Annotated in this window: 22 protein-coding genes; 20 read left to right on the forward strand and 2 right to left on the reverse strand. The window is 39.3% G+C overall.

Annotation, left to right across the window (positions count from 1 at the left end; all coding sequences use genetic code 11):
* Positions 1 to 20 precede the first annotated feature (20 nt).
* Positions 21 to 644, forward strand: a complete 624-nt coding sequence (locus tag AA980_RS01425) for a YitT family protein (RefSeq protein WP_034723665.1) — start codon at positions 21 to 23, stop codon at positions 642 to 644.
* A 94-nt stretch (positions 645 to 738) separates the two neighbouring features.
* Here AA980_RS01425 and AA980_RS01430 read toward each other — a convergent pair whose 3' ends face one another.
* On the reverse strand, positions 739 to 1,542 hold the full coding sequence (locus AA980_RS01430) for an alpha/beta fold hydrolase (protein ID WP_024027670.1): 804 nt from the start codon (positions 1,540 to 1,542) through the stop codon (positions 739 to 741).
* A 312-nt stretch (positions 1,543 to 1,854) separates the two neighbouring features.
* Between AA980_RS01430 and AA980_RS01435 the strand changes: the two genes are divergently transcribed.
* From AA980_RS01435 to AA980_RS01460, 6 genes are all read left to right on the forward strand, one after another.
* A complete protein-coding gene (locus tag AA980_RS01435; protein ID WP_024027671.1) occupies positions 1,855 to 2,295 on the forward strand; it encodes a hypothetical protein in 441 nt (146 codons plus the stop codon).
* Between the two features lie 26 nt (positions 2,296 to 2,321).
* Entirely contained in the window at positions 2,322 to 2,945 is a 624-nt protein-coding gene (locus AA980_RS01440; protein ID WP_024027672.1) for a hypothetical protein, read from the forward strand.
* A 14-nt stretch (positions 2,946 to 2,959) separates the two neighbouring features.
* Entirely contained in the window at positions 2,960 to 3,367 is a 408-nt protein-coding gene (locus AA980_RS01445) for a poly(R)-hydroxyalkanoic acid synthase subunit PhaR (RefSeq protein WP_024027673.1), read from the forward strand.
* 180 nt (positions 3,368 to 3,547) lie between these two features.
* The gene (locus AA980_RS01450; RefSeq protein WP_024027674.1) at positions 3,548 to 4,615 is read left to right on the forward strand and encodes an alpha/beta fold hydrolase; all 1,068 of its coding nucleotides are present in this window, start codon (positions 3,548 to 3,550) and stop codon (positions 4,613 to 4,615) included.
* 461 nt (positions 4,616 to 5,076) lie between these two features.
* Entirely contained in the window at positions 5,077 to 6,207 is a 1,131-nt protein-coding gene (locus AA980_RS01455) for a sensor histidine kinase (RefSeq protein WP_034723673.1), read from the forward strand.
* A 2-nt stretch (positions 6,208 to 6,209) separates the two neighbouring features.
* The gene (locus AA980_RS01460) at positions 6,210 to 6,809 is read left to right on the forward strand and encodes a response regulator transcription factor (RefSeq protein WP_024027677.1); all 600 of its coding nucleotides are present in this window, start codon (positions 6,210 to 6,212) and stop codon (positions 6,807 to 6,809) included.
* 243 nt (positions 6,810 to 7,052) lie between these two features.
* On the opposite strand, the gene AA980_RS01465 is transcribed toward AA980_RS01460, so the two are convergent.
* Positions 7,053 to 7,898, reverse strand: a complete 846-nt coding sequence (locus tag AA980_RS01465; RefSeq protein WP_024031078.1) for an alpha/beta fold hydrolase — start codon at positions 7,896 to 7,898, stop codon at positions 7,053 to 7,055.
* Positions 7,899 to 8,106: 208 nt separating this feature from the next.
* On the opposite strand from AA980_RS01465, the gene AA980_RS01470 reads away from it, so the two are divergent.
* The 13 genes from AA980_RS01470 to ppc all read left to right on the forward strand — a co-directional run bounded on the left by AA980_RS01470 (position 8,107) and on the right by ppc (position 23,749).
* Positions 8,107 to 8,301: an IDEAL domain-containing protein gene (locus tag AA980_RS01470; RefSeq protein WP_024031079.1), complete on the forward strand. Its 195-nt coding sequence runs from the start codon at positions 8,107 to 8,109 to the stop codon at positions 8,299 to 8,301.
* A gap of 241 nt (positions 8,302 to 8,542) precedes the next feature.
* Positions 8,543 to 9,517 carry an ornithine cyclodeaminase family protein gene (locus AA980_RS01475; protein ID WP_024031080.1) on the forward strand — a complete coding sequence of 325 codons (975 nt, stop codon included), beginning with the start codon at positions 8,543 to 8,545 and terminating at the stop codon, positions 9,515 to 9,517.
* Positions 9,518 to 9,527: 10 nt separating this feature from the next.
* Positions 9,528 to 10,694 carry a dipeptidase gene (locus AA980_RS25605; protein ID WP_082195591.1) on the forward strand — a complete coding sequence of 389 codons (1,167 nt, stop codon included), beginning with the start codon at positions 9,528 to 9,530 and terminating at the stop codon, positions 10,692 to 10,694.
* A 28-nt stretch (positions 10,695 to 10,722) separates the two neighbouring features.
* Entirely contained in the window at positions 10,723 to 12,852 is a 2,130-nt protein-coding gene (locus tag AA980_RS01485; protein WP_024031082.1) for a CocE/NonD family hydrolase, read from the forward strand.
* A gap of 29 nt (positions 12,853 to 12,881) precedes the next feature.
* Positions 12,882 to 13,736 carry a tryptophan 2,3-dioxygenase gene (kynA, locus tag AA980_RS01490; RefSeq protein ID WP_024031083.1) on the forward strand — a complete coding sequence of 285 codons (855 nt, stop codon included), beginning with the start codon at positions 12,882 to 12,884 and terminating at the stop codon, positions 13,734 to 13,736.
* A gap of 303 nt (positions 13,737 to 14,039) precedes the next feature.
* Complete coding sequence (locus tag AA980_RS01495) at positions 14,040 to 14,969, forward strand: carbohydrate ABC transporter permease (RefSeq protein ID WP_024031084.1); 930 nt, start codon at positions 14,040 to 14,042, stop codon at positions 14,967 to 14,969.
* Positions 14,970 to 14,987: 18 nt separating this feature from the next.
* Positions 14,988 to 15,818 carry a carbohydrate ABC transporter permease gene (locus tag AA980_RS01500; RefSeq protein ID WP_024031085.1) on the forward strand — a complete coding sequence of 277 codons (831 nt, stop codon included), beginning with the start codon at positions 14,988 to 14,990 and terminating at the stop codon, positions 15,816 to 15,818.
* A 14-nt stretch (positions 15,819 to 15,832) separates the two neighbouring features.
* A complete protein-coding gene (locus AA980_RS01505) occupies positions 15,833 to 17,131 on the forward strand; it encodes an ABC transporter substrate-binding protein (protein ID WP_024031086.1) in 1,299 nt (432 codons plus the stop codon).
* A gap of 221 nt (positions 17,132 to 17,352) precedes the next feature.
* Positions 17,353 to 17,940 (forward strand): DeoR family transcriptional regulator, encoded by a 588-nt coding sequence (locus tag AA980_RS01510; protein ID WP_024031087.1) that lies wholly within the window; start codon positions 17,353 to 17,355, stop codon positions 17,938 to 17,940.
* A 14-nt stretch (positions 17,941 to 17,954) separates the two neighbouring features.
* On the forward strand, positions 17,955 to 19,604 hold the full coding sequence (locus AA980_RS01515; RefSeq protein ID WP_024031088.1) for a copper resistance CopC/CopD family protein: 1,650 nt from the start codon (positions 17,955 to 17,957) through the stop codon (positions 19,602 to 19,604).
* 32 nt (positions 19,605 to 19,636) lie between these two features.
* Complete coding sequence (locus AA980_RS01520; RefSeq protein ID WP_407937449.1) at positions 19,637 to 20,278, forward strand: YcnI family copper-binding membrane protein; 642 nt, start codon at positions 19,637 to 19,639, stop codon at positions 20,276 to 20,278.
* Positions 20,279 to 20,368: 90 nt separating this feature from the next.
* Complete coding sequence (locus AA980_RS01525) at positions 20,369 to 20,821, forward strand: CoxG family protein (RefSeq protein WP_024031090.1); 453 nt, start codon at positions 20,369 to 20,371, stop codon at positions 20,819 to 20,821.
* 165 nt (positions 20,822 to 20,986) lie between these two features.
* On the forward strand, positions 20,987 to 23,749 hold the full coding sequence (gene ppc / locus AA980_RS01530; protein WP_024031091.1) for a phosphoenolpyruvate carboxylase: 2,763 nt from the start codon (positions 20,987 to 20,989) through the stop codon (positions 23,747 to 23,749).
* Position 23,750: the final 1 nt, after the last annotated feature.

Consider the following 23,750-nt stretch of genomic DNA (forward strand, 5'->3'; position numbering starts at 1 on the left):
TGGTGCTAAAGGGGAAAGGAATGTATAGGAGAAGAGTTAAATGCTATATTGGTTATAGTAGAACAAGTGATATGTCATTTTATAAGCGAGGTTGTTTTGTTTTTTTCGGCTCCTCGCTTGTCGCTTTGTCCCTACAGTTATTTTTGGTGAAAAACTTTGTTATTGATGGGGGAATTATCGGGATAAGCATTATTCTTTCTCATGTTACTAGTCAGGAAGTGGGCCTGTTTCTTTTGCTTTTGAATACTCCGTTTTTCTTAATCGCCTATTCATTCTTAGGGAGAAGGTTCCTAATCCTAAGCGTTTTCGCCATTCTTGTCTTATCGTTGGAAACGTATTTATTAGAACCTTTTCCCGTTTTAACAAATAATACATTTGTAGTGATAATCCTCGGCGGCATTGCTTTAGGCTTAGGGGTAGGAATAACCATTCGATTTGGCGGCTGTTTAGATGGGACTGAGGTACTAGCAATCCTGTTTAGTAAACGTTCCCCTTTTTCCATTGGACAATATGTACTATTTTTTAATATCTTTATTTTTGGAAGCTCGATTTTCATATTTGGTTTAAATGAAGCCGTCTACTCATTGGCAACTTTTATAGTTGCATATAAAACGATTGACTTTTCCATTCAGTCGCATTTGTGATTGTATGCAAAGAACCTTGGATAACACGGTATCCAAGGTTCTTTTTTACTTTTCAAAACTAGAGTCTCGGTCTAGATGGGCATTTTTTCAAAAGTTATTTATTTTTTAAAAAATCCAGCACTCTATTATTCACTATATCATTTGCTTCCGTTACATAAATGTGACCAGCACCTTGGATGGTCATGAATTCAGCATTTGGAATTTTCTCTGCTAAGGTCACCCCATTTTCATAAGGTACAAGTTTATCTTCTTCACCATGAATGACAAGAGTCGAAACCTTAATCTGTTCCATCTCATGATAGGTATCATGGGCTAAGCATGCTTGAAGCTGGAGCATGTAAGCGTATGGAAGAATAGGCATCTCAATTCGTTTTTGAATATCCTCGGCGACTAGTTCACGTTGATTTTCTATAAAAGCTTGGCTATAAAGGATTGGTGAAGTCGCCCAGGCCATTTCTTCCGGTGTTGCGATAGAAGAGGCCCTTGAGAGCATGAGCATTGAGACATCAGCAGCTGGTTGGACATGATTCTCACCGCCGGAGGTTGTACATCCTAGGATTAGAGAACGGACCCTTTCAGGATATTTAATTGCCAGCCTCTGGGCAATCATGCCGCCCATGGAAACACCATATACATGGGCTGATTCAACTTCAGCAGCATCCAAGACAGCTCGGGCATCTTCCGCCATAAGCTCAATCGAGTATGGGGTATTTGGTTTACCGCTTAAGCCTACTCCCCGGTTATCAAAAATAATTACTTTGTATTGTTCACTGAGAGCAGGCAGAGTTCTGAACCATGACTTTGAATTGAGCGACAAACCCATAATTAATAATAGCGGTTCCCCCTCCCCGTGAATCTCATAATAAAGATCAATACCATTTGCATTGGTAGATGGCATATATGACACTCCTTTTCATCCGATAATAGTAGATTATATGATGGTGTGTATGCACAAAGAACAAAGAAGGGAAGGGGATTGCCCCTAACCGCTAACAGACCTTTGTATGCTTTCTCAAAAAGTTGCGAAATCAAATGTAACGAAATACTTCCAGTGTCCACCCCACGTGGACAAATGTCTTTTTATGGTGCCTGACACCCACTCATTATTACCATTTCTGAAACTTTTCTGAATTTCGCTGTAATGGTCTTGTTGGCTTCCAATTATTGTGTTTAGATGAACGTACCAACCAGTCAGTTAAGAGGAGGTTGTATGGATTTCATGCACGATGATTCAGTAACCTACTATAAAGAACTTGAAGCGGAAATCAATAAAAGAATCCATGCCCCTACAAACTGTCGAAGCTTTATGTTGGCTTTTGGGAAGGCACTTGAGCTGCATTTGAAACGAGTTAGGATTCAAAGAAGGGTAACAACTAGATGGTTAAAACGTTTAGACCTTCCGAATAAGGATGATATGGCCGCCATATCTGTCAGAATCGTAGATTGTGAGGAAAAATTAGATCTCCTGGATGACACAATCTACACCATCATCCGAAAGCAGCAAGAAAATCAACAACAGATACGTGAACTTAGAGAATCCTCGGAAGAATTGTTAGCGGTTTTGGCAAATGAAGTAAGGAGGGAAATAATAGGAGCGAACATTAAATCATTGGAAAAAGTCCTGTTGGACTTAAAGCAATTATTTCATTAACAATCTAATGATGGAGGCGATTTACAATGACTGAAAAAAAGGTATTAGAAGTAGAAGTTGAAAAGCAAGAATCCGAGATTGAAGAAAAACAATTTTCAAGTCTTGACCTCATTTGGAAGCTGGGATTTGATGAATTAGATGCATGGGCAGCACGGTATAACAAGCGGGATGAAATTTTCCTAGAAGCAGCAAAGAGCTATGTCGATAGGATTAAACAAAATCAAGAAAGTATCCTCACGATTGCTGGGCAATTTACGATGGAACTAAAGGATTGGGAACAAGCTGCCCGGGAGGAATTATTAGCGACAACAACGACACTGCAGCATTTCTTCCCGATTAAATCGTATGAAGAATTCAATCAAGTAGTGGAAGATATCCAAAATAAAACTGCATCTCTATTAGTAACTCCTCTTAGTAAGGTAACGATTGGTCAAATTGAAGCTCTGGAGAAGTATTTGGCAGCAGTCGATCAATATATTTCTTTAAGAAAAAAGGGCAGAGAGAATTATGTAAACAGTGTCAAGAAAACGACGAATGTACTATACGAAAATCAAAAATTGTTTTTGAATTTATTTTCAAAGCAAGTGAAAACAGCGATGCTGCCATTTCAAAAATACATGAAAAGTGTAACAGAAGTAACAAAATCATAATGAGGTGAAGGCAGATGTCGGATAAAATATCATTCGATCCATATGAAACTCTGCATAAGTTTAGTTTATTATGGGAAAAGCAGGTAAATGATTTCATTTATCTTTGGACAAATAACAAGGAATTTGTCCAAATGACCAATTTAGGCACTGAAATCCATGCCCGCTATCTTGAAACTTTTAAAAAGAATCACGAGGCACTTGCTGGTGTGCTGAATTTGCCCACGAAAAGTGACGTTATCAATGTTGCAAACTTAACCATACAAGCGGAAGAAAAAATTGAAGCACTTGAAGAGCATATGTGGAACCTCCAGGATTCCATGGAATCGCAAAGCAAGGATATTGAAAGTGTAGTCGAAGTATCGAAGGAAATCATTAAACTTACAAAACAGTTAAAATCAGAGTTTGTAAAAACGAAAAAATAATTGGCCGAATCTAAGGATTTATATGCAGAGCTTCAAGAAATGAAATCTGAGCTAGTAAAACTTAATAATTTTAAGGATGAATTTGAATCGCTAAGAAGCTTGATTAAAAAAGGGAATAAAGCTGGACGTGAGCTGAATGTGGCAGGTTCCCCTAAATAAAAATAGGAAGGAGGGGGAATAATGGCGACAGAAACACCTCTAAAAGGGTTCATTCCTGAATGGGATTATGAAAAGGAAATGAAACGCTGGGCTCATCTGTTCAAAACCTTAAATGAACCGGAGCCAAAGGTGGTCCATTCTCCTAGAAATGAAGTATGGCGAAAAAATAAATCCGTATTATGGCATTACCCATCCAAGCACAAAAAATACGAGATTCCATTATTTTTTGTTTACTCCCTTTTTAATAAGCCATACATTCTAGACATCGCTCCAAAGACAAGTGTCATAGAGGGGCTAACTAACATGGGCTATGAAGTCTATTTACTAGATTGGGGTTCACCTGGCTATGAAGACAATAAGATTGGTCTCGATACATACATCGAGAAATATTTAAGAACAGCTGTTAAGCGAGCAATTCGCCATTCGGGAGCGGAGGAAATTACACTTGTAGGCTATTGTTTAGGTGGGACGATTGCATCCATCTACGCCTCGATTGCCGAAGAGCCAATCAAAAATTTAATCGTTGTGACTGTTCCAATTGACTTCCAACCTTTTATGGGACCGGATAAATGGGCGGAGGGTTTGCGCGATGGTGATATGAACATTGACCACTTTATTGACATGTATGGAGTTGTCCCGCCCCAATTAGTGGATGGAATGTTCAGGGCAATAGGAGCTCCGGTTTATTTTACTAACTATACGATGCTTCTTAGCCGTGCTCATGACCAGCGGTACGTTGAAAAGTGGCGCAGAATGAATAAATGGACACTTGATCAAGTTCCTTTCGCTGGAGAGGCATTTAGACAATTAGCGAATGATCTTTTTAAAGAGAATAAGCTCATTAAAGGGGAACTAATAATAGGAAACAAAAAAGCAGATTTGAACAATATTAAGGCAAATCTGTTTGTTGTTTCAGGGTCTAAGGACAATTTAATTTTAGAAGAGCAAAGTAAGCCGATTATGGACTTAGTCTCAAGTGTGGATAAAACGTATGTTGTCGTGGAAACGGGTCATGTCGGATTAGCATTATCAGGATTATTCGCAAAAATGGTCGATCAATGGGTTTCAAGCAGATCGAAGCAGCTATAAAAGAATGGAGGAATAAAGTTCCATGCGAGGTTCTCCCTTTTTTTATGGCTTAGAAATGGTGTTGAGGAAGGAATCGCCCCTTCCTCTCTGACTTGCCTTATTGTGTTTATTTAAAAAGTTTCCAAGTACTTTATTATTTGTTTTCCGTGCGTGATTGATGATATGTTAATAATAATTTTCCCAACCCTCCTTAATTTCTCCAAGACCATGGATTAAAACCAACGGCTCACCGGCGCCAAGACGTAAATAAGGAATTCTAGAGCAATTATGGAATACTTCACTCAAAATTCATTCCTCCAAAGGGTTTTTAATTTACCATGTTCCCATTATTTGTATGGTATAATCATTTCTTAGATATAATTTATTGTATTTTTACCGCGATAAAACATTACCTATAAATGTAAATTACAGGTAGTAAATAAAGTTGAATGATTAATTCAATTGAAAAAGAGGTTTCGTTGATGATAAAAAGGTATTTGACCTTCGAAAAAAACAATGGGATTGCTCCTTATATTTGGACTATTCTTTGCATCTTACCGTTTTACTTTATTTTTCAATCTCCTTCAACGATCCAAATCGTTGTTGGGATTTTACTAACTCTAGTGTTCTTTATCCTTTACCGGATTGCATTTATTTCAAAAGGCTGGCCGGTATATTTATGGACGCTGATCTTGATTGGGATTTCAATTACAGCCTCCAGCCTTTTCAGCTATGTTTACTTTGCTTTTTTCCTAGCTTATTTTATTGGCAATATTAAGGACCGGATTGCCTTTCTTACCTTATATTTTATTCATTTGATAAGTACATCCGCTGCGATTAACTATAATATTGTCACGCATGAGAAATTATTTCTCCAGCAATTACCCTTTGTTATCATCATTTGGATTAGTGTCATCCTCCTTCCGTTCAGCATTCATAATCGGAAGGAAAGAGGCCAGCTTGAGGAGAAGCTTGAGGATGCAAATAAGCGAATTTCTGAACTTGTCAAAGCAGAGGAGCGGCAGCGGATTGCCCGAGACCTTCACGATACGCTTGGACAAAAGCTTTCCTTAATTGGCTTGAAGTCGGATTTGGCCCGAAGACTTATTTCGAAAGATCCCGAGCAGGCACGAATGGAATTGAAGGATGTTCAGCAAACAGCACGAACAGCATTAAGCGAAGTTCGAAAAATGGTGTCCTCAATGCGTGGAATTCGCTTGAAGGATGAGATTCTTCGCGTTAATCAAATGCTTGATGCGGCTCAAATTAAGTTTGTAGGTGAAGGCGAATTTACGCTGACAAATGTTTCGCTGTTAACCGAGAATATATTAAGTATGTGTTTGAAAGAGGCCGTAAACAATGTGGTCAAACATAGCGGAGCAACATCCTGTTTTATTTCTATTGAGCAATCATGGAAAGAAACGGTGCTGACGATACGCGATGACGGTTTGTTTAAAGGAGAAAAGGAAATGTTGATTGAAGGACACGGGTTAATTGGCATGAAAGAACGGCTGGAATTTATTAATGGCAGTCTGGAGCTATTGACAAAAGAAGGAACAACATTAATTATTAGGGTACCGAATGACGCTAAGCTGAGTTTGAAGGAGGAGTGAAAGTGATTAAAATTGTTATAGCCGAAGATCAGCAAATGCTTTTAGGTGCCTTTGGGTCGCTGCTAAACTTGGAAGAGGATATGGAAGTAGTTGGCAAGGCTTCAAACGGGGAAGAGGCGGTAGCGCTTGTCAGAAAGTTTAAACCTGATGTTTGTATCATGGATATCGAAATGCCTGGAAAGAGCGGTCTTGAAGCAGCAGAAGAGCTTAAAGGTCTTGGCTGTAAAGTGATTATTTTAACGACTTTCGCTCGGACAGGTTATTTTCAACGGGCGCTAAAGGCGGGTGTAAGCGGCTATTTGCTGAAGGATAGTCCAAGTGAAGAACTGGCGGGGTCCATCCGTAGTGTGATGGCAGGCAGACGAATTTATGCTCCCGAACTTATGGATGATGTCTATGGCGAAGAAAATCCATTGACTGACAGGGAGAAAGAAGTGCTGGAACTCGTCGCTGATGGTAAGAACACGAAAGAAATCGCTGAAGAGCTCAGCATCAAAACTGGAACCGTCCGGAACTACATTTCCATCATCTTAGACAAACTAGAAGTAAAAAATCGCATCGAAGCAATCACCCAATCGAAAGAAAAGGGTTGGTTTAAATAAGATTATTAAATAAAGGTTAGTGTTTTTTTTAAAACAGGGCTGTGTTATAGCACATTGTTGATTACGAGCAAAATGTTGATTGGAGTGGAAGGCGCGAGACTCCTGCGGGAGCAGCGGGACAGGTGAGACCCCGCAGGCGCGCAATTCGCCGAGGAGGCTCACCGCCCGCCCCGCGGAAAGCGAAGTGCCTGGAACGGAAATCAACATTTCTTTTAACACAGCCAAAAACAGAAAGAACAAATGCTAATCAGCCGCCATTTGAAAATTCCCTAAAAAATTTTTTATATATTCGTACACCTCGTTAGGACGTTCTTCAGGGAGGGCATGGCCAGTCTCTTTTAAGACAATCAGCTCAGAGTTAACCAAGTCCTTGTTAAGCTTTTCCCCAACTTTTAGCGGCATCGAATTATCATGATCACCCCATAATAGTAAGCATGGAGTTTTGATTTGCTGAAGGACCTCAGCAGGAAGATCCCCCTCGCGGTGTCGAATCATTCTAGTTAGAGCCACGAAAATGTCATCCTCCAAAAAGGGCTGCAGGTAGCCATTAATCATTTCATCATTAATAATGGAGTGGTTATAGAGGGCGTCCTGGAGATTTTTCTTCACGCCTGTTCGAGCAAACCAGTATTTCACAAAAAGGTGGAAATACGGAATATAACTAGTAAGGATTAGAGGCAATTTTGACCGTTTTAGGTATGCGGAGCTGCAAAGTAAAATTGCTTTGTCAGCGAGCTCTGGCATCATGTGAAGAATATTTAAAACAATTTGACCACCCATTGAGTGACCGATAAAGGTCATTTTCTTTAACCCGAAAGATTCAGTTAGTTTGATGACAGTTTGGGCAAGGTTTTTATAAGAGTAAACATATTGATTGCATTTCGCACTTTTTCCGAAGGGGGGAAGATCAACAGATAGCACTTGATACTCCTTTTTCAAAAGTGAAATTAAGTGGCGAAATGTGAAGGTGGAAGACAGAAACCCATGCAATAAAACAAACGTTTTATCAGATGTTTGATTAGGATAAAATTCATAATATACATTAATGTTATTTATCGGCAGATAACCAATTGATTCAGTTTGTTCCATCAGATTTTTCCTCCTTCTAGGTTCAAAAATAGTTGAATTTAATATTCCCTAATTTTAGGTCCTTACACTTAAAATGTTGGTATTTTAAAAGAGAAAAAGAAAAAATGATGTTCCTATTACCAAATTTTTTTTGAATTTCCAAAATAAAATATTTGAATTTTTAGAAAACTCCTTGTATAATGGAAAAAAGCTTAAGGAGTTGATTTCCATGGAAAAGAAATTATTAAATTCACCACAACATTCGGATGAGAATGAAGATTCTGTAGTTGCAGAAATGTTCCTTAACAATGCCCTCCTTGAATTCAAAAAGGAAAAAATCCGCAAGGAAATCGACCAAACATTACAAGACGGAAATAAAGAGCTATTCCTTAAACTAACAGAGGAATTAAAGAAAATTTCCTAAATTAGTTACGATCGCACCTACTAATTTTTCAAAAAAACATTAACCCGAAAGATGGACACGATGAAAATCATGTCTTTTTTTCGGGTTTTTCTATGACTTCTAAATTTTATAAGATTCTTTGCAAGATTCGATATTCTCGAAATGAAATGTAATTTTCGGAAAACTAAGTATATAATGAATTAAAATGAAAAAAGCTAGAACTAATAAATAATTTATTGACTGCGAGCTAGGAGTGAGTTTTATGTTAGTAATTAGTAAAGGAGAAGTACAAGAGTTATTGACAATAAAATCCTGTATGAATGTATTGGAAACCGTTTTGGCAGATTTAACGAGGAACGAAGCGATACAAGAATTACGGTCTGTTTTCCCGATTGAACAGGGAAATGTTTTAGGGCAAATGCCGGGATATTGGAAGAGAGAAAAAGTAGTAGGCACAAAAGTAATAACGGTTTATGCGGAAAATAATAAAAAGGGGCTGCCTTCACATCAGGGAGCAGTATTAATTTTTGACTCATCTAACGGCAGGTTAAAAGCGATTGTAGATGGGGAAAAAATAACCGCAATCAGAACGGCAGCGGTTAGCGCCATTGCCACCAATTATTTAGCAAGGGAGAATTCTGAGGTATTAAGTATTTTGGGAACAGGCGAGCAGGCTAGGAGTCATCTCGAAGCAATGTTGTTAGTTCGGCCTATCAAACTAGTAAAAGTTTGGGGTCCTACGAAAGAAAAAACGCTATTATTTCAAGAAGAAATGATTCAAAAATTCAAGGTCCCAATTCAAGTTTGTGATTCAGTAAAGGAGGCGGTTTATGATGCCGATATCATCTGTACGGTGACCGCCTCAAAAGTACCAATCCTAATGGGAGATTGGGTGAAGGAAGGTTCGCATGTGAATGCAGTTGGGGCTTGTCAGCCAAAAGATAGAGAACTAGCCACAGATTTAGTGGAAAAATCAAAGTTCTATGTGGATAGGCAAGAATCCGCAATTAGTGAATCAGGAGATTTTCTTATCCCTTTAAAAGAGGGAGTGATTGATCAAACCCATATGATTGGCGAAATTGGAGAGCTGTTAACCAAACAGATTGAAGGGAGAAAATCCGAGAACTGGATTACCATTTTTGAATCGCTCGGACTTGCAATTGAAGACTTAGCAGCAGCTAATTTCATTTACCAAGAGGCAGTAAGGTTAAATAAAGGAACTAAAATCTCGATATAAGGGGGTATGAATGATGATTGATTGTAAACAAGGATTGTTCAAATTTGACTTAACAAATGAAGAAGAAGAACGTGCAAGGCTGCTTCATGAAAACGCGATTATTATCGATATGCTATTTCAAGGTCCGTTATCACCCAGTGCAATTCCACAAGAAATTTCAAACAAATTAAAGGATCGCTGCGAACCATTTAAAGACGACATGATGACATATAGTGGTATGTCTAGTAAGTTAATTTCAAGAATGTCTGTGAACGATGAGATTCCCGAATTTAAAAATGAATGGTACCAGTCAGGAATTACCGCAGGGAATAGACAATTAAATTTATCAAGTCCTGAAAGTATCATTATGAGTATGGCCGAAGTACAACAACAGTTTGATTCATTTGCTTGGTTAATAAAAGCGGTAAGCGCGAATGAGATTAGAGCAGCTAAACAATATGACCTCAAAGCAGGTATTATTACCGCCCAAGAAACACATGGGTTAGGAACAAACTTAGAATTACTAGAGGCACTCTATGACTTTGGCTTGAGGGTCCTCCAATTAACATATAATACACAAAATTACATAGGGGCGGGTTGTGCAGAAAAATCAAATGCCGGGATTACCAACTTTGGTATTACTTTTATCGAACGGCTTAACGAGCTCGGGATTATCGTTGACACGGGTCATTGTGGAAAACAAACGACTCTTGACGCTTGCCGGTATTCCAAGAAACCTGTGATTGCTTCTCATACTGGGGTTGAAAATATTTTTACTCATATGCGCTGTAAAAGCGATGAGGAGATAATGGCGATTGCAAATACGGGTGGGGTGATTGGCGTCTTTGCAATGCCGTGGTTTGTTCACGACGATCCTAATCAAACGACAATCAACCATGTATTAGATCATATAGATTACATCGTTAACTTGGTTGGCGTTGATCACGTTGGGATTGGCACGGATTGGCCGATGAGTGATGTAACATGGTCATTGATCTACTTTAAAGAAAACATTGCTCCGAAATTAGGGTTTGCAAAGGGAAATGGACCGTCAACAGAAAGCATTATCGGATTTGAAAAATACAGCTACTTTATCAATTTTACTAGAGGGCTGCTTGCTAGAGGCTATTCAGATGCAGAAATCCAAAAAATTATCGGCGGGAATTGGTTAAGAGTATTTGAAGAAGTCTGTGGATGAATCAAGGAAAACAGGAGGAATTGGAAGCATGAGCAGTTATTTAAATACAACGATTTTTAATTATTATTGCGCAGGTGTATTTGAGGGGAAAATTCACTTCACTGAAAAAAACATCATGCATGCGAAAGTGGATCGGCGTCAAAGGACACAAATGCAGGAAGATGTAATTGCTGCAAACCTTAAAGCAAATATTCCTTTTCAAAAAATCTATGAAAATATCAATCATTATATAAAGGCGCAATGGACAGAAGATGAAGTTGTCCTAGAAAATGGCGATTTATATAAAAGTCATCTTACCTATCAAGCAGCTATCGAAGGGCAACAGCTAACATCACAGGTTTGGGCATTTAGAAATGGTACAGCGTTAGATATCGTCACGGTGGAAGGAGAAATCATTGCCTTTGTCTGTCCAAATCGAAATGGGATGGAAATCATCGTAAAGGAAGGATTTGAAAAACTGACACCTCTAGTTGTTTACGATGACCCGTTGTTATCAAAAGCTGATTATGGAATTAATGATTGTGGAACCTATTTAATCCCAATGAGAGATGGGATTAAATTAGCGACAGATGTCTATCTGCCGGAGGGGATTGAAAAGGGTCAAAAGATACCAACCATTTTAATAAGATCGTGTTATGACCGGAATGGGAAAAAGGAATTTTTAATGAGATGGGTTAATAAAGGTTATGCCGTAGTGAACCAGGATGTAAGGGGCCGTGCTGATTCGGAAGGAGAATTGGTGCCATTTTATCACGAACGAGATGACGGGAGTGACACAATCGATTGGATCATCAAACAAGAATGGTCAGATGGGAATGTTGGGATGTGGGGGGCTTCTTATTTAGGATATGTTGTTGTGTCGGCGGCAACAAGCGGTCATCCCAATTTAAAGGCAGTGGTTGATGAAGTAAATGTTGGTTCACCCTTCATTGATACAGTAAGACGTGGTGGAACCGTTTGCTCCTGGCCATTGTTAAGTTGGACATTGGCACAATCGGTTGGTACGAGAACGGATTTTGAAATATTTGCGGGGCAAACAGTGAGCGTTGAAGAAGCTGTCGATGCTAGGCCAATAAAGGAAATTCCGCAAAAAATCATTGGGAAGAATTCTGGCCCGTGGGATATTTGGAGTGAACACCCCGAGTATGACGAGTTTTGGGAGAATTGTACGTTTTCCAAACGAGGGGACCAAGTAAAAGTTCCTATGTTTGTTATTTCCGGTTGGTATGATGGCGATAGCCCGGGCGTGTCTGAAACATGGAGAATGTTAACCGAACACGATGTAGCAAATCGAAAAATCTGGCTCGGACCTTGGGAGCATAATCCAAATAGGGCGAGAGATTATCAAGGTGCCAGTTTTAGCAATGATGCCGTTGTTTATGATTATGATGTTATGGTGCTTAGATGGTTTGACCGCTTTTTAAAAGGAATTGAAAATGGGATTGATCATGAACCAAGAGCAACCTACTATGTTGTTGGCGATAATGAATGGAAGACGTCCAATAATTGGACACCAGAAGAGGCGACTGTAACAAAAATTTATTTAGCTAGTAATGGGCATGCGAATTCCAGTTATGGCGATGGTGTGTTACGTACGTCCCCGCCAGCAGATTCACCAGCAGATTCATTTATTTATAATCCCAATAACCCGTTTGAATTTAGCGGAGAAAGAGAGCCGGAAATTCTCAATAAATTTGAACTTAGAAATGATATTCTTGTTTATACAAGCGAGGCTTTAGGGGGAGACGTGGCGGTTGCCGGGGAACTATCTGCTGAAATTTATGCTTCAAGTACGGGGATGGATACGGATTGGGTTGTGACCTTGAGTGAGGTTGATGAAGCCGGAAATTCGATTCGCCTTTCCGATTATATTGTCAGGGCAAAATACCGTAATGGCTACGATGCTCCTGAACTGCTAACTCCAGGGAAAATTGAGAAATACACCATTTTTCTGCAAAACATTGCTCATACTTTTAAAAAGGGTCGTAAAATTCGGTTTTCAATTACCTCTTCTAGTAAGTTTGTTGCTTTTCCGAATACCAATACAGGAAAGAATCCATACGAAGATTCTGAAACAATGATTGTACAGCAATCTATTTTCCATAATGAACAATACCAAAGTTATATTAACTTACCTGTATTATATGGGGTGTTATAAACGCAATATCATTTAAGGGGTGAATAGACTTGAATGAAAAGAAGGGTAATGAGAAATCCGCAGTTGATGCTGAAAAAAATATTCATACTGATTTTTTAAACACGATGACCTACGGGGAATATTTATCTTTAGACAAAATTTTGTCTAGTCAGGTTAGATTATCAGATCATCATGATGAACTGCTTTTTATTATCATCCACCAGGTAAGCGAGCTTTGGATGAAGCTCATTCTCCATGAGGTAAATTCAGCTATCGAATGCATACAACGGGATGAATTATCAACTGCTTTTAAGCGATTAGCGCGGGTATCCAAAATTCAAGCCCAAATCATATCTGCCTGGGATGTCCTTTCCACGTTAACCCCATCAGAATATATGGAATTTAGGGATTCATTGGGTCAGGCGTCTGGTTTCCAATCCTATCAATATCGAATGATTGAATTTGCCCTTGGCTATAAAACAAGCCATATTTTAAAGATCTATAAAAAGGACCCTAGTCTTTACAGTCAGTTAGAAAAAGCCTTTCATGCGCCAAGTATTTATGATGTATCCATTAAAGCGCTCGCTAAAGCAGGATTCGATATTAATCCAGAGGTCCTTAATCGAGACTATTCGATTCCCTACAAAAACGATGCGTCTGTTAAAAAGGCGTGGCTGGAAGTATACAAAAATGTTGATCAGTATTGGGATTTGTATCAATTGGCTGAAAAGCTTGTAGACATAGAAGACTGGTTACAGCAATGGCGTTTTCGCCATATGAAGACGGTTGAGCGCATCATCGGATTCAAGCCGGGAACTGGTGGATCATCCGGCGTAAATTATTTGAAAAAGGTACTTGATCATCGGTTCTTCTCTGAATTATGGGATATCCGGACTGAATTATGAGTACTCCTGCCACTTAAAGAAGTCCATCATGAGTGATGTTTTTTTCGGTGTTAAAATAACAACCGGAATACAACGGCTTTTGGAAGCGCGAAGAATCTTAAAATCATAAAACAATAAGTTAAAACCGCTTGGGTGCCCAGGCGGTTTTTTATTTTTTTCCATTTGACAAGCAATACAGAAAATATGACAATTTTTTAAAATTTTTATTTACATAAAAGGGAACCATTGTTATGATGAAAATGCATTCAATAAATGAATATATAATCTATTTTAATGTTCATAAATTGAAAGGAGTGGTCGACAATGGGTGTCCCTGCTGCAAAGCTAAAGTCAAATAAGCAGTTATTAGCGATAAAAAGACCGAGAAGAAAATTATCCCTCACACCTTTATTGTTTATTCTGCCTGCTATCATTCCGCTCATCATATTTTGGATTTATCCTATGGGTAAATCACTGTACATTAGCTTTACTGATTGGGACTACATCAGCCCGGAATATGATTTTGTTGGATTCAGTAATTATACTGACTTGCTAACCGACCCGGGGTTTTATTCAGTACTAGTAAATACAGTGGTTTTTTCGATGGGAGTGGTCATTCCTTGTGTTGCGGGAGGCCTAATGCTTGCTTTATTAGTCAGCGGAAATGGTAAAGGAATGGGGATATACCGGACATTAATCTTTTCACCTTGGGTTACTCCGACTGTTGCGGTTTCGATTGTTTGGTCGTGGATTTATGAGCCGAATGTAGGCTTAGCGAATTGGGTCCTGAACCTTCTTCAACTTCCCGCACTTGGATGGACATCAAGCTCGACTTGGGCAATGCCGGCGGTCATTATCGTGAGTATCTGGAAAGGTGTCGGCTGGGCGATGATTTTTTATTTGAATGCCTTGAAAAAAGTTCCTGTCAGCCTTTATGAAGCCGCTTCGTTGGATGGGGCAAGCAAATGGCGCCAATTTTTACATATTACAATCCCATTTATTTCACCAACGACGCTGTTTTTGATTGTGATTACGTCCATTGATGCGCTCCAGGCCTATGACCAGATTCAGGTTTTAACACAGGGAGGTCCAGCAGGAAGTACAAGAACAATGCTTTATTTCTACTATCAAACGGCATTTGAAGAATTTAATATGGGGAAAGCCACTGCGACTGCCATCTTGTTAGTAGTGATTACAGCAGCATTTTCATTTTTCCAGTTTATTTTTTCAAAACGATGGGTTCACTACCAATAGCAAAAAGGGGGCTAGGTATTGAAAAAGGCACCTGTTTTATGGGTAAAGCACATAGTGTTAATTTTCTTCAGCTTGTCGATGGTCTTTCCTTTTTTGTGGATGGTGATCAGTGCCCTGAAAACGAAGGATGAAATTTGGCAATTTCCTCCGACGTTATGGCCGAATAAGCCGATGTGGCACCATTTTGCCGATGCGTGGGCAATGGCACCATTTAATCAGTATATTTTTAATAGCATTTTTACGGCAAGTGCAATTGTGTTGATTCAAGTGGTAAATTCGGCCCTAATTGCTTACGCCGTCACGCAATTAAGGTTTAAAGGAAGAAACCTGCTATTTTCGATTATTTTGATTACCTATATGCTGCCAGTTGCGGCCACATACGTACCAAGTTATGTCATTTTAGCTGACTTTAATTTACTAGATACGTATTCAGGCTTGATTTTATCCAATGCCGCCAGCGTATTCGGGATCTTCCTGTTTAGGCAGGCGTTCCTTCAAGTTCCGAAAGAGTTAATTGAGGCAGCACGGGTTGACGGTGCAAGGCACTGGACGATCATTTGGAAAATTATTTTTCCAACTACAAAAGCAACATTTATTACTTTTTCGTTAATTAGTTTTGTGCAAAACTATAATAATTACCTTTGGCCAACATTGATTACCAGGAGTGAAAGTAAGTATTTGATTACTACTGGGCTGAGACAGTTTTTCATTCAAGAGGGTGCATATGGAATGCAATGGCCGCTCATTATGGCTGCAAGCGCTTTTACAGTGCTGCCGCTGTTAATTTTGTTTGTGTTTGTTCAAAAATGGATTATCTCTGGCATAAGTGACCAGGGGTTAAAAGGATAAAGGGGGAAAATGATATGTTAACAAAAAAGCTTATCTCATTTACTGCGATTATTATACTACTAGTGTCCATGATTTCCGGTTGCTCCTCAGCGAAATCGTCTGCGGATGGACCCGTTGAAATTGAGTTTTGGTATGGCCTCGGCGGAAAGCTTGGCGAAAGTGTTGAAAATAGAATTAAAGAATTTAACAAAAGCCAGAATGAAGTGAAAGTAATCGGTGTAGCGCAAGGGTCATATGATGAAACACTGCAGAAGCTGCAGGCGGCAATTGCAGCGAAAAAAGTCCCGGCAGCTTTCCTGATTAAAAACGACCCGATGAATGCCTTTGCGAAAAAAGGAACGTTAGCGTCAATGACAAAATACATCAAAGACGATGCCGACTTCAAACCAGAAGATTTTATTGATGCATTTTATCAGCAGGGTACGATTAACGGTGAACAGTACGCATTGCCACTTTACGGAACCACACAAGTTCTTTATTACCGAAAGGATATGTTTGAACAAGCAGGCATTTCCCAGGATAAGCTGAATACGTGGGAATCGCTTGCGGAAGCAGCAAAACAGTTAACAAAGAACAATGGAGGCAAAACAGAAGTTTATGGATGGGAGCCAATGTGGGGACCAGACAATCTGATTGATGCCGCGCTTAGTAATGGAGCGAAATATTTAAGCAAAGATGGCAAGAAAGTGTTAATTGATTCTCCAGAATGGATTGATTCCTGGGAATTCTTTAGAAAAGGAATTCATGATGATAAAACAATGGCGATTCACCACGATGGCCAGGGCTGGGAATATTGGTACAAAACGATTGATGACGTCATCCAAGGCCGCGCAGCCGGTTACACTGGCTCAAGTGGCGACCAAGGAGATTTAGACTTCTCCATCCTCGCTGCAACACCGCAGCCTGGCTGGGAAGGGAAACAGGCAGCCCCGCACGCGGCGGCCCATTTGGGAGCCATTCCGGCCCTTGCTTCAGAAAAAGAAAAGAAAGCAGCATTTAAATGGTTGAAGTTTTTTACAAATGCCGAAAACATGGCTGACTGGTCGATTAATTCTGGTTATATTCCAGTGAGAAAGTCAGCAGAGGAAGTTTCAGCCTACAAAGAGTTTGCTGAAAAGAATCCGCAAATTAAAGTACCGCTCCAACAGGCACAGATTGCAACTCCGCCTTTTGTTGACCCTACAGGCGGAAAAATATATGATGCCCTCGTAAAGGCAGCAGACAAAGTAGAAATTGAAGGGATTTCCGCTGAGAAGGCATTGAAGGAAGCGCAAAAAGAAGCTCAGCGCGCCTTAGATAAGATCAAAAAATAAGCAGTTGAAGACGGTCCTTATAGGCACCGTCTTTTTCTTTGTTGCTTGTTTAAAAAGTTTCAAAAAGGTAAAAGATATTAAAAAAATGTTATTTTATGTTTGAAAATGTGAATGTTCAACAATTATTCACAAATTACTCCTATTAATATATTGTGTATGTTACTAATGTTGATTAAACTAAAGAACAAGGAGGGAGAAATGTAGAAAGAAAGGGGATAAACATGTTACCGATTGAGCGAAGGCAGCAAATTATAAAATGGTTGGATAAAGAAGGATCATTACCAATTTCGGAAATTAGCACTCGGCTGCATGTATCTGAAATGACGGTGTATCGAGATATAAAGCCCTTATTAGAAGAAAATGTGATTAGCAAAACTTCCGGCGGAATTTCTTTAGCACCTATCGTGAATCCTCCTTCGAATGTCTGCAGTTATTGTTTGAAGGAATTACATAACCGTCACCCGATTCAAATTATTACCAATGATTCAAGAGTAGAGCAGCTATGCTGCCCTCATTGCGGGTTACTAAGATACAAGAATATCGAAAAGGAAGTTTCGCAAATTATTTGCCGTGATTTCCTTCAGAATTCAACGATTAGTGCAAAAATGGCCTATTACTTAATGGATACTGATTTTAACTTGAATTGTTGCCAGCCACAAGTATTAACATTTGGATCTCTGAAACAAACGGAACAATTTCAAAGGGGATTTGGCGGGATTATTTTACGTTTTGATGAGGCAATAGAAGAAATTGAAAAACGGATGAATGGCAGCAAAGGCTGTTCTTGTAGTCATGAACGCCTAAATTAAAGGGGATTGATAGATTGAATATAAAAATAAAAATTAGTACATTCATTGTGATCATTTCTCTTTTTCTATTTTTATTTCCGACTATCTTTTCTGCACACGCTTATATAAAAAAATCGACACCATTTGAAGATGAGATTCTTGAAAAAGCGCCTACCGAGGTAATGATTCAATTTAATGAATCGATCCAGCCAACTTTTAATTCAATCAAGGTGTTTGATTCGCAAGGAAATCGAGTGGATAAAGAAAATGGAGGGGTTGATCCAAGTCAACCTGCAATCCTAAAGAGCGGATTAAAGCCGAATCTTCCTGATGGTACATATCGAATTAAGTGGAAGGCTGTTTCAAGCGACGGCCACCCTGTTCAGGGAGTAATTGGCTTTCAAGTTGGTGCTGAAGTTATTGATTCAACTGCTGGAATTAATGAAACGCAAGGCTATACACCCAAGGGAGACCTTATTATTATTCGTTGGCTGCAATACATAAGTAATGCTTGCTATCTCGGGCTATTGTTTTTTTACATGTTAATTGTACCAAAAGCGATTCAGGATAACAGATTAGTTAATAATAAATTCCTACGGGGCATCATTACGAGCTTCGTCGCGCTTTTTCTAAGTATTATGTTAAGCCTTCCATTGGAAGCAACAATTGAGGCTGGTTTACCTTGGAATGAAGTACTTAGCTTTCAATTCTTAGGAAATATTATCGGAAACACGACGTTTGGTCAAACCTGGATTTTTCAAGTAATAATCCTTCTAACGCTGGGCTATATGACGTCATTTATCTGGATGGCAGAAGCTATTAAACGAAGTGTTTTGTGGGTCTGCTTCTGTTTAGGGGCAGGGTTACTGTTAACAAAGGCGTTCACAAGTCATGCCGCCACACAAATCAACCCGTTACTGACGATATCCATGGACTTTATCCATTTACTAGCTGCATCGATTTGGATAGGAAGTTTAATCGGGTTTGTAGTTTTACTGCCATTGCGAAAAAACACTGAAACAAAGGAATATTTTTTCCTAATGATAAAAAGATTCTCTAATTGGGGGATTACCCTAGTACTTTTGTTAACCTTGACGGGAGTTTTTAGCAGCTTGCTCCATGTTCCCAACGCTTCGACCCTTATTCAAACGGACTATGGAAAGGTTTTATCTAGTAAAGTTATTTTGTTTCTATTGATGCTTCTCCTTGCAGCAGTGAATTTTATAAAAGGAAAAAGGGATAAGAATAAAGGACTGAAAGTATCATTATGGGGTGAACTTTCTATTGGTTTGGTTATCCTTGTTATTTCCGTCGTTTTAACCAATTTACCAACTGCGATGCAATCCCCCGGGCCATTTAAAGAAACAAAAACGCTGATTCATGGTAATCAAGTGACATTAAGTGCAACCCCTAATATTGTTGGTGAAAATTTATTTGAAGTTTCCTTAAAAGACCGTCAAGGACGGGCAATCAAGGATGTTGAGCAAATTCACTTAACCTTTACGATGCTTGATATGGACATGGGGGAAGAAACAGTTGACTTAAAAAAAGTTGCTGAAGGCAAGTACGAAGCACAAGGTTTGCATTTCACCATGGCTGGTCATTGGGACATTCATGTACACGTTCTGACAAAGTCATTGGAAAGCATTGATACCGATTTCCGCTGTTTGGTGGGAAGTCAATAAAAAAACATTCGAGGAGAATAGAAATGAAAAAAATGATGGTTAACGTTTCGAAAGTATTTATTCCAGCAGTAATTAGTTTGTTTTTCTTTTCAAATATTGCCAGCGCTCATGTGACGGTGGCACCGAAAACTTCTGCAACCGGTGCCTGGGAAACCTATACGTTAAAGGTTCCTGTTGAAAAAGATATTGCTACAACAAAGGTAACAGTAAAGGCTCCAGAGGGAGTAGAGGTTATGTCTTATCAACCGGTTCCAGGCTGGACTTATACGGCTGACAAGGATGCCAGTGGTAAAGTAAAATCCTTTACATTTGAAGCAACAGGAGAAGGGATTCTACCTGGGCAATTCCAACAATTTGTGTTTGTGGCAAAAAATCCTGATAAAGCTGCAAAAGCTGCCTGGGATGCATTTCAATATTACAAAGATGGCAGTATCGTAGAGTGGACAGGCGAGGAAGGTTCTGATTCCCCACATTCGGTTACGGATATTGTGACTTCGACATCAAGCGACCATCATGATACGGCGACAACAGAACATGCTGAAAAAACAGATAAGGCAAAAACATCTGAGGCAGAGAAAGAGGAAGAAACGTCCGATTCTCTTCCGCTTATATTATCAGGTGCAGCAGCATTACTCTCACTAGTGGCCTTAGTTCTTGCCTTCCGTAAAAAATAAATTCTATAATCACATAAATCATCATATATCTTATTAAAAGACCTTCAATCATTGAAGGTCTTTTATTTCGAAACTGAAAGAGGGATATAAATGCCAAGTGATTTACAACAAGTAGAATTAGATATCCCAATTGAGGTGATTTGGGACTTTATTAGGGATGAAGATAATTGGGCACCACTTGTACCTGGTTATATTTATCATGAAAAAATTAATGACCGCCAAATCACTTGGGAGTTTAAGAGCAGCCTCGGCATTATGAAAAAAAAGGTTAACTTATTGATTGATATAAAAGAGTGGAATGAACCAGCAAGAATAAGCTTTGATTTAAAAAGGTCGAATGAAAAGTATATTGGTGAGGGGTATTTTGAAGCAAAAGCAATTAACAAAAATAAAACACGGATAACAGGCTTCATCGACATTAATGCCAGCGGGACCCTGGGGACATTAGCGAACTCACTTTTTAAAACCGCAATTCCTAAAACTGCAGAAGAAGTGGCTGCAGCCATCTCTTCAAAGTTAGAAGAATTTAAAAGAAGAACATGAAGGGACAGATAGTAAAAGTAAGATGAAAAACCTGCTGGACGCGCAGGTTTTTCTATTTTGGCTTAAAATGATAAAGTAAGTTAACTATTGAACATGTTTCATAAGATATGTTATATTAATAGTTAAAAATTAAGCGAATCTTTTGATAAAGAGAAGGTGAAAGATATGGCAGCAGATTTGAAATTAAATGACAGCAGTCTTCCATTGCGTCGCGATGTAAAATTACTTGGAAAAATACTCGGCGAAATTCTTGTCAATCATGGCGGTTTAGAACTATTTGACAAGGTCGAGAAAATACGATTGATGTGTAAAACACTAAGGACTGATTTTGACCAAGAAATTTATGATGCCTTAAAAGAAGAAATTTCTGGCATAAATCCTCCTATGAGAAAACAAGTGATTCGAGCCTTTTCAATGTATTTCCATTTAATTAACGCGGCAGAGCAGAATCACCGAATTCGGAGGAGGAGACATTACCATCTTCAAGACGATTCTGTTGTGCAGCCAGCCTCAATTGAGAGCGCGGTAGTTGCACTTAAAGAGAACAATATTAAAGAAGATAGGATTCAAAATATCCTCGATACATTGTCTCTTGAATTAGTTATTACGGCTCACCCCACTGAGGCAACAAAGCGCTCTATTCTTGAAATACAGCAGCGAATTGCTGTTATTTTAAAAAATCTGGACCATCCGTTACTTACGAACAGAGAACAAAAAAAGCTGGAAGAGAGCTTGTTTAATGAAGTGACTATTCTTTGGCAGACGGATGAATTACGGCACCATAAGCCAACCGTTTTGGACGAGGTCCGTAACGGACTGTATTATTTTGACCAAACCCTTTTTGATGTACTGCCGGAAATTCATCAGGAAGTAGCAAATTGTCTTGAAAAAAATTATTCGCAGTCTTCGTGGGAGGTTCCTAATTTCCTTCGGTTTGGATCATGGATTGGCGGTGATCGTGATGGAAATCCCAACGTTACCCATGATGTGACATGGGAAACATTAGAACGGCAAAGAAGACTTGTTCTAAAAAAATATAAAAATGTTTTAGTTGATTTAATGAAACGATATAGCCATTCGACAACAAGGGTTGAGGTTAGCGAGGAGCTTCTCGCTTTTCTCGAGAGCAAAGAGGATTTATTTTTAAGCGAAGAGAAAATATGGCCAGTAAAAACAGAAGTCTATCGCCGTGCCTTTGCCATAATGATTGAGCGGGTAAAGCAAGCAGGGAAATCAGACTTAGGCTATCAATCTGCTGAAGAATTATTAGAGGATTTATCCATCATTAATAGAAGCTTAAATCAACATCACCCAGCTGCCCATGAACTAAAAACGATTCAAAAGCTGATTCGTCAAGTTCAGCTATTTGGATTTCACTTAGCGACACTGGATATCCGCAACCATAGCGGTGAGCATGAGGCAGCAATCACAGAAATACTGCGTAAAGTCCGTCTTTCTGAAAATTATGCACTACTTTCTGAAGATGAAAAAGTAGAGATTTTGCAAAAAGTCCTCTTGGATCCGCGCCCGCTCCTATTATTGAATGAGGATTACTCAGCGGAAACACAGGAAATGATTAAAGTGTTCCAAATGATAAAGAAGGCTCATGATGAATTCGGAAAACGGTCGATTTCCGTTTACCTTGTCAGTATGACAAAATCACCAAGCGACCTGTTAGAGGTGCTTGTTTTAGCAAAAGAGGCAGGCATCTACCGTCTCCATGCAGATGGAATATTGGAAAGCCATTTACATGTTGCACCATTACTAGAAACAATTGACGATTTAAGCGCAGGTCCAAAAATCATGGAAACGCTATTCGAGATGCCGGTTTATCGAAATCATTTACAAATACTGGGCGACCAGCAGGAGATAATGCTTGGTTATTCGGACGGAAGTAAAGACGGCGGGACGTTAACTGCCAACTGGAAGCTGTATAAAGCGCAAATTGAAATTCACGAAATGGCGAAAAGATATCAAATTGCACTGAAATTCTTCCATGGCCGCGGCGGTTCGTTAGGACGCGGCGGCGGTCCATTAAATAAAAGTATCTTATCCAAACCAGCGGAAACAATCGGGGATGGAGTCAAAATTACCGAACAAGGTGAGGTCTTATCTTCAAGGTATCTGCTTGAGGATATTGCTTATCGCAGCTTGGAGCAAGCGACATCTACCTTGCTTCTGGCAGCAGCGCATGTCTCTAAAGAATCAGCACATGGGCAGCTTCGTGAACCAGATTGGGAAGAGGCAATTGAGGAAATTTCAGCTGCTGCGTTGGCTAAATATCAATCGCTTGTGTTTGGCGACCCAGATTTCCTTACCTACTTTACGGAAGCTACCCCTTTAAGGGAATTAGGCGATTTAAATATTGGCTCACGACCGATGAGCCGGAAAAATCGCGGCCGATTTGAAGACTTAAGAGCGATTCCATGGGTATTTGCTTGGACACAAAGTCGTCAATTGCTTCCGGCTTGGTATGCTGCTGGTACAGGACTGGCCAGTTTTGCTTCGAAAGGGAATCAAAATTTGCAGCAACTGCAGGAAATGTATGTGAAGTGGCCATTCTTTCAATCGACGATTGATAATCTTCAGATGGCATTAATGAAAGCAGATATAACAACTGCTAAAGAATATTTAACACTTGTTGAGGATCCCGCAATTGCTGAAAGGATATTTAATAATATTCACGAAGAGTTTGAAAGAACAAAAGATATTTTACTTCAGATTACAGGCGATAATGAATTACTTGATCATACCCCAAATATCCAAGAATCAGTGTATCGGCGAAATCCGTATGTTGACCCGTTAAACTTTTTACAGGTAGAACTAATTAAAGAATTGCGCAAACAAGATGAGCCAAATGATGAACTTCTAACCGAAGTATTGCTAACAATTAGCGGCATATCCGCGGGGTTACGCAATACTGGTTGAT

It is taken from the genome of Neobacillus vireti, assembly GCF_001026695.1.
Taxonomy (GTDB): domain Bacteria; phylum Bacillota; class Bacilli; order Bacillales; family Cytobacillaceae; genus Neobacillus; species Neobacillus vireti.

Coding starts and splice junctions, on each gene's coding strand:
- AA980_RS01450 (WP_024027674.1), top strand. CDS start 3,548: ATGGCGACAGAAACACCTCTAAAAGGGTTCATTCCTGAATGGGATTAT.
- AA980_RS01520 (WP_407937449.1), top strand. CDS start 19,637: ATGATGGTTAACGTTTCGAAAGTATTTATTCCAGCAGTAATTAGTTTG.
- AA980_RS25605 (WP_082195591.1), top strand. CDS start 9,528: ATGATGATTGATTGTAAACAAGGATTGTTCAAATTTGACTTAACAAAT.
- AA980_RS01455 (WP_034723673.1), top strand. CDS start 5,077: ATGATAAAAAGGTATTTGACCTTCGAAAAAAACAATGGGATTGCTCCT.
- AA980_RS01495 (WP_024031084.1), top strand. CDS start 14,040: ATGGGTGTCCCTGCTGCAAAGCTAAAGTCAAATAAGCAGTTATTAGCG.
- AA980_RS01485 (WP_024031082.1), top strand. CDS start 10,723: ATGAGCAGTTATTTAAATACAACGATTTTTAATTATTATTGCGCAGGT.
- AA980_RS01465 (WP_024031078.1), bottom strand. CDS start 7,898: ATGGAACAAACTGAATCAATTGGTTATCTGCCGATAAATAACATTAAT.
- AA980_RS01445 (WP_024027673.1), top strand. CDS start 2,960: ATGTCGGATAAAATATCATTCGATCCATATGAAACTCTGCATAAGTTT.
- AA980_RS01435 (WP_024027671.1), top strand. CDS start 1,855: ATGGATTTCATGCACGATGATTCAGTAACCTACTATAAAGAACTTGAA.
- AA980_RS01510 (WP_024031087.1), top strand. CDS start 17,353: ATGTTACCGATTGAGCGAAGGCAGCAAATTATAAAATGGTTGGATAAA.
- AA980_RS01505 (WP_024031086.1), top strand. CDS start 15,833: ATGTTAACAAAAAAGCTTATCTCATTTACTGCGATTATTATACTACTA.
- AA980_RS01440 (WP_024027672.1), top strand. CDS start 2,322: ATGACTGAAAAAAAGGTATTAGAAGTAGAAGTTGAAAAGCAAGAATCC.
- AA980_RS01525 (WP_024031090.1), top strand. CDS start 20,369: ATGCCAAGTGATTTACAACAAGTAGAATTAGATATCCCAATTGAGGTG.
- ppc (WP_024031091.1), top strand. CDS start 20,987: ATGGCAGCAGATTTGAAATTAAATGACAGCAGTCTTCCATTGCGTCGC.
- AA980_RS01430 (WP_024027670.1), bottom strand. CDS start 1,542: ATGCCATCTACCAATGCAAATGGTATTGATCTTTATTATGAGATTCAC.
- AA980_RS01425 (WP_034723665.1), top strand. CDS start 21: ATGTATAGGAGAAGAGTTAAATGCTATATTGGTTATAGTAGAACAAGT.
- AA980_RS01475 (WP_024031080.1), top strand. CDS start 8,543: ATGTTAGTAATTAGTAAAGGAGAAGTACAAGAGTTATTGACAATAAAA.
- AA980_RS01470 (WP_024031079.1), top strand. CDS start 8,107: ATGGAAAAGAAATTATTAAATTCACCACAACATTCGGATGAGAATGAA.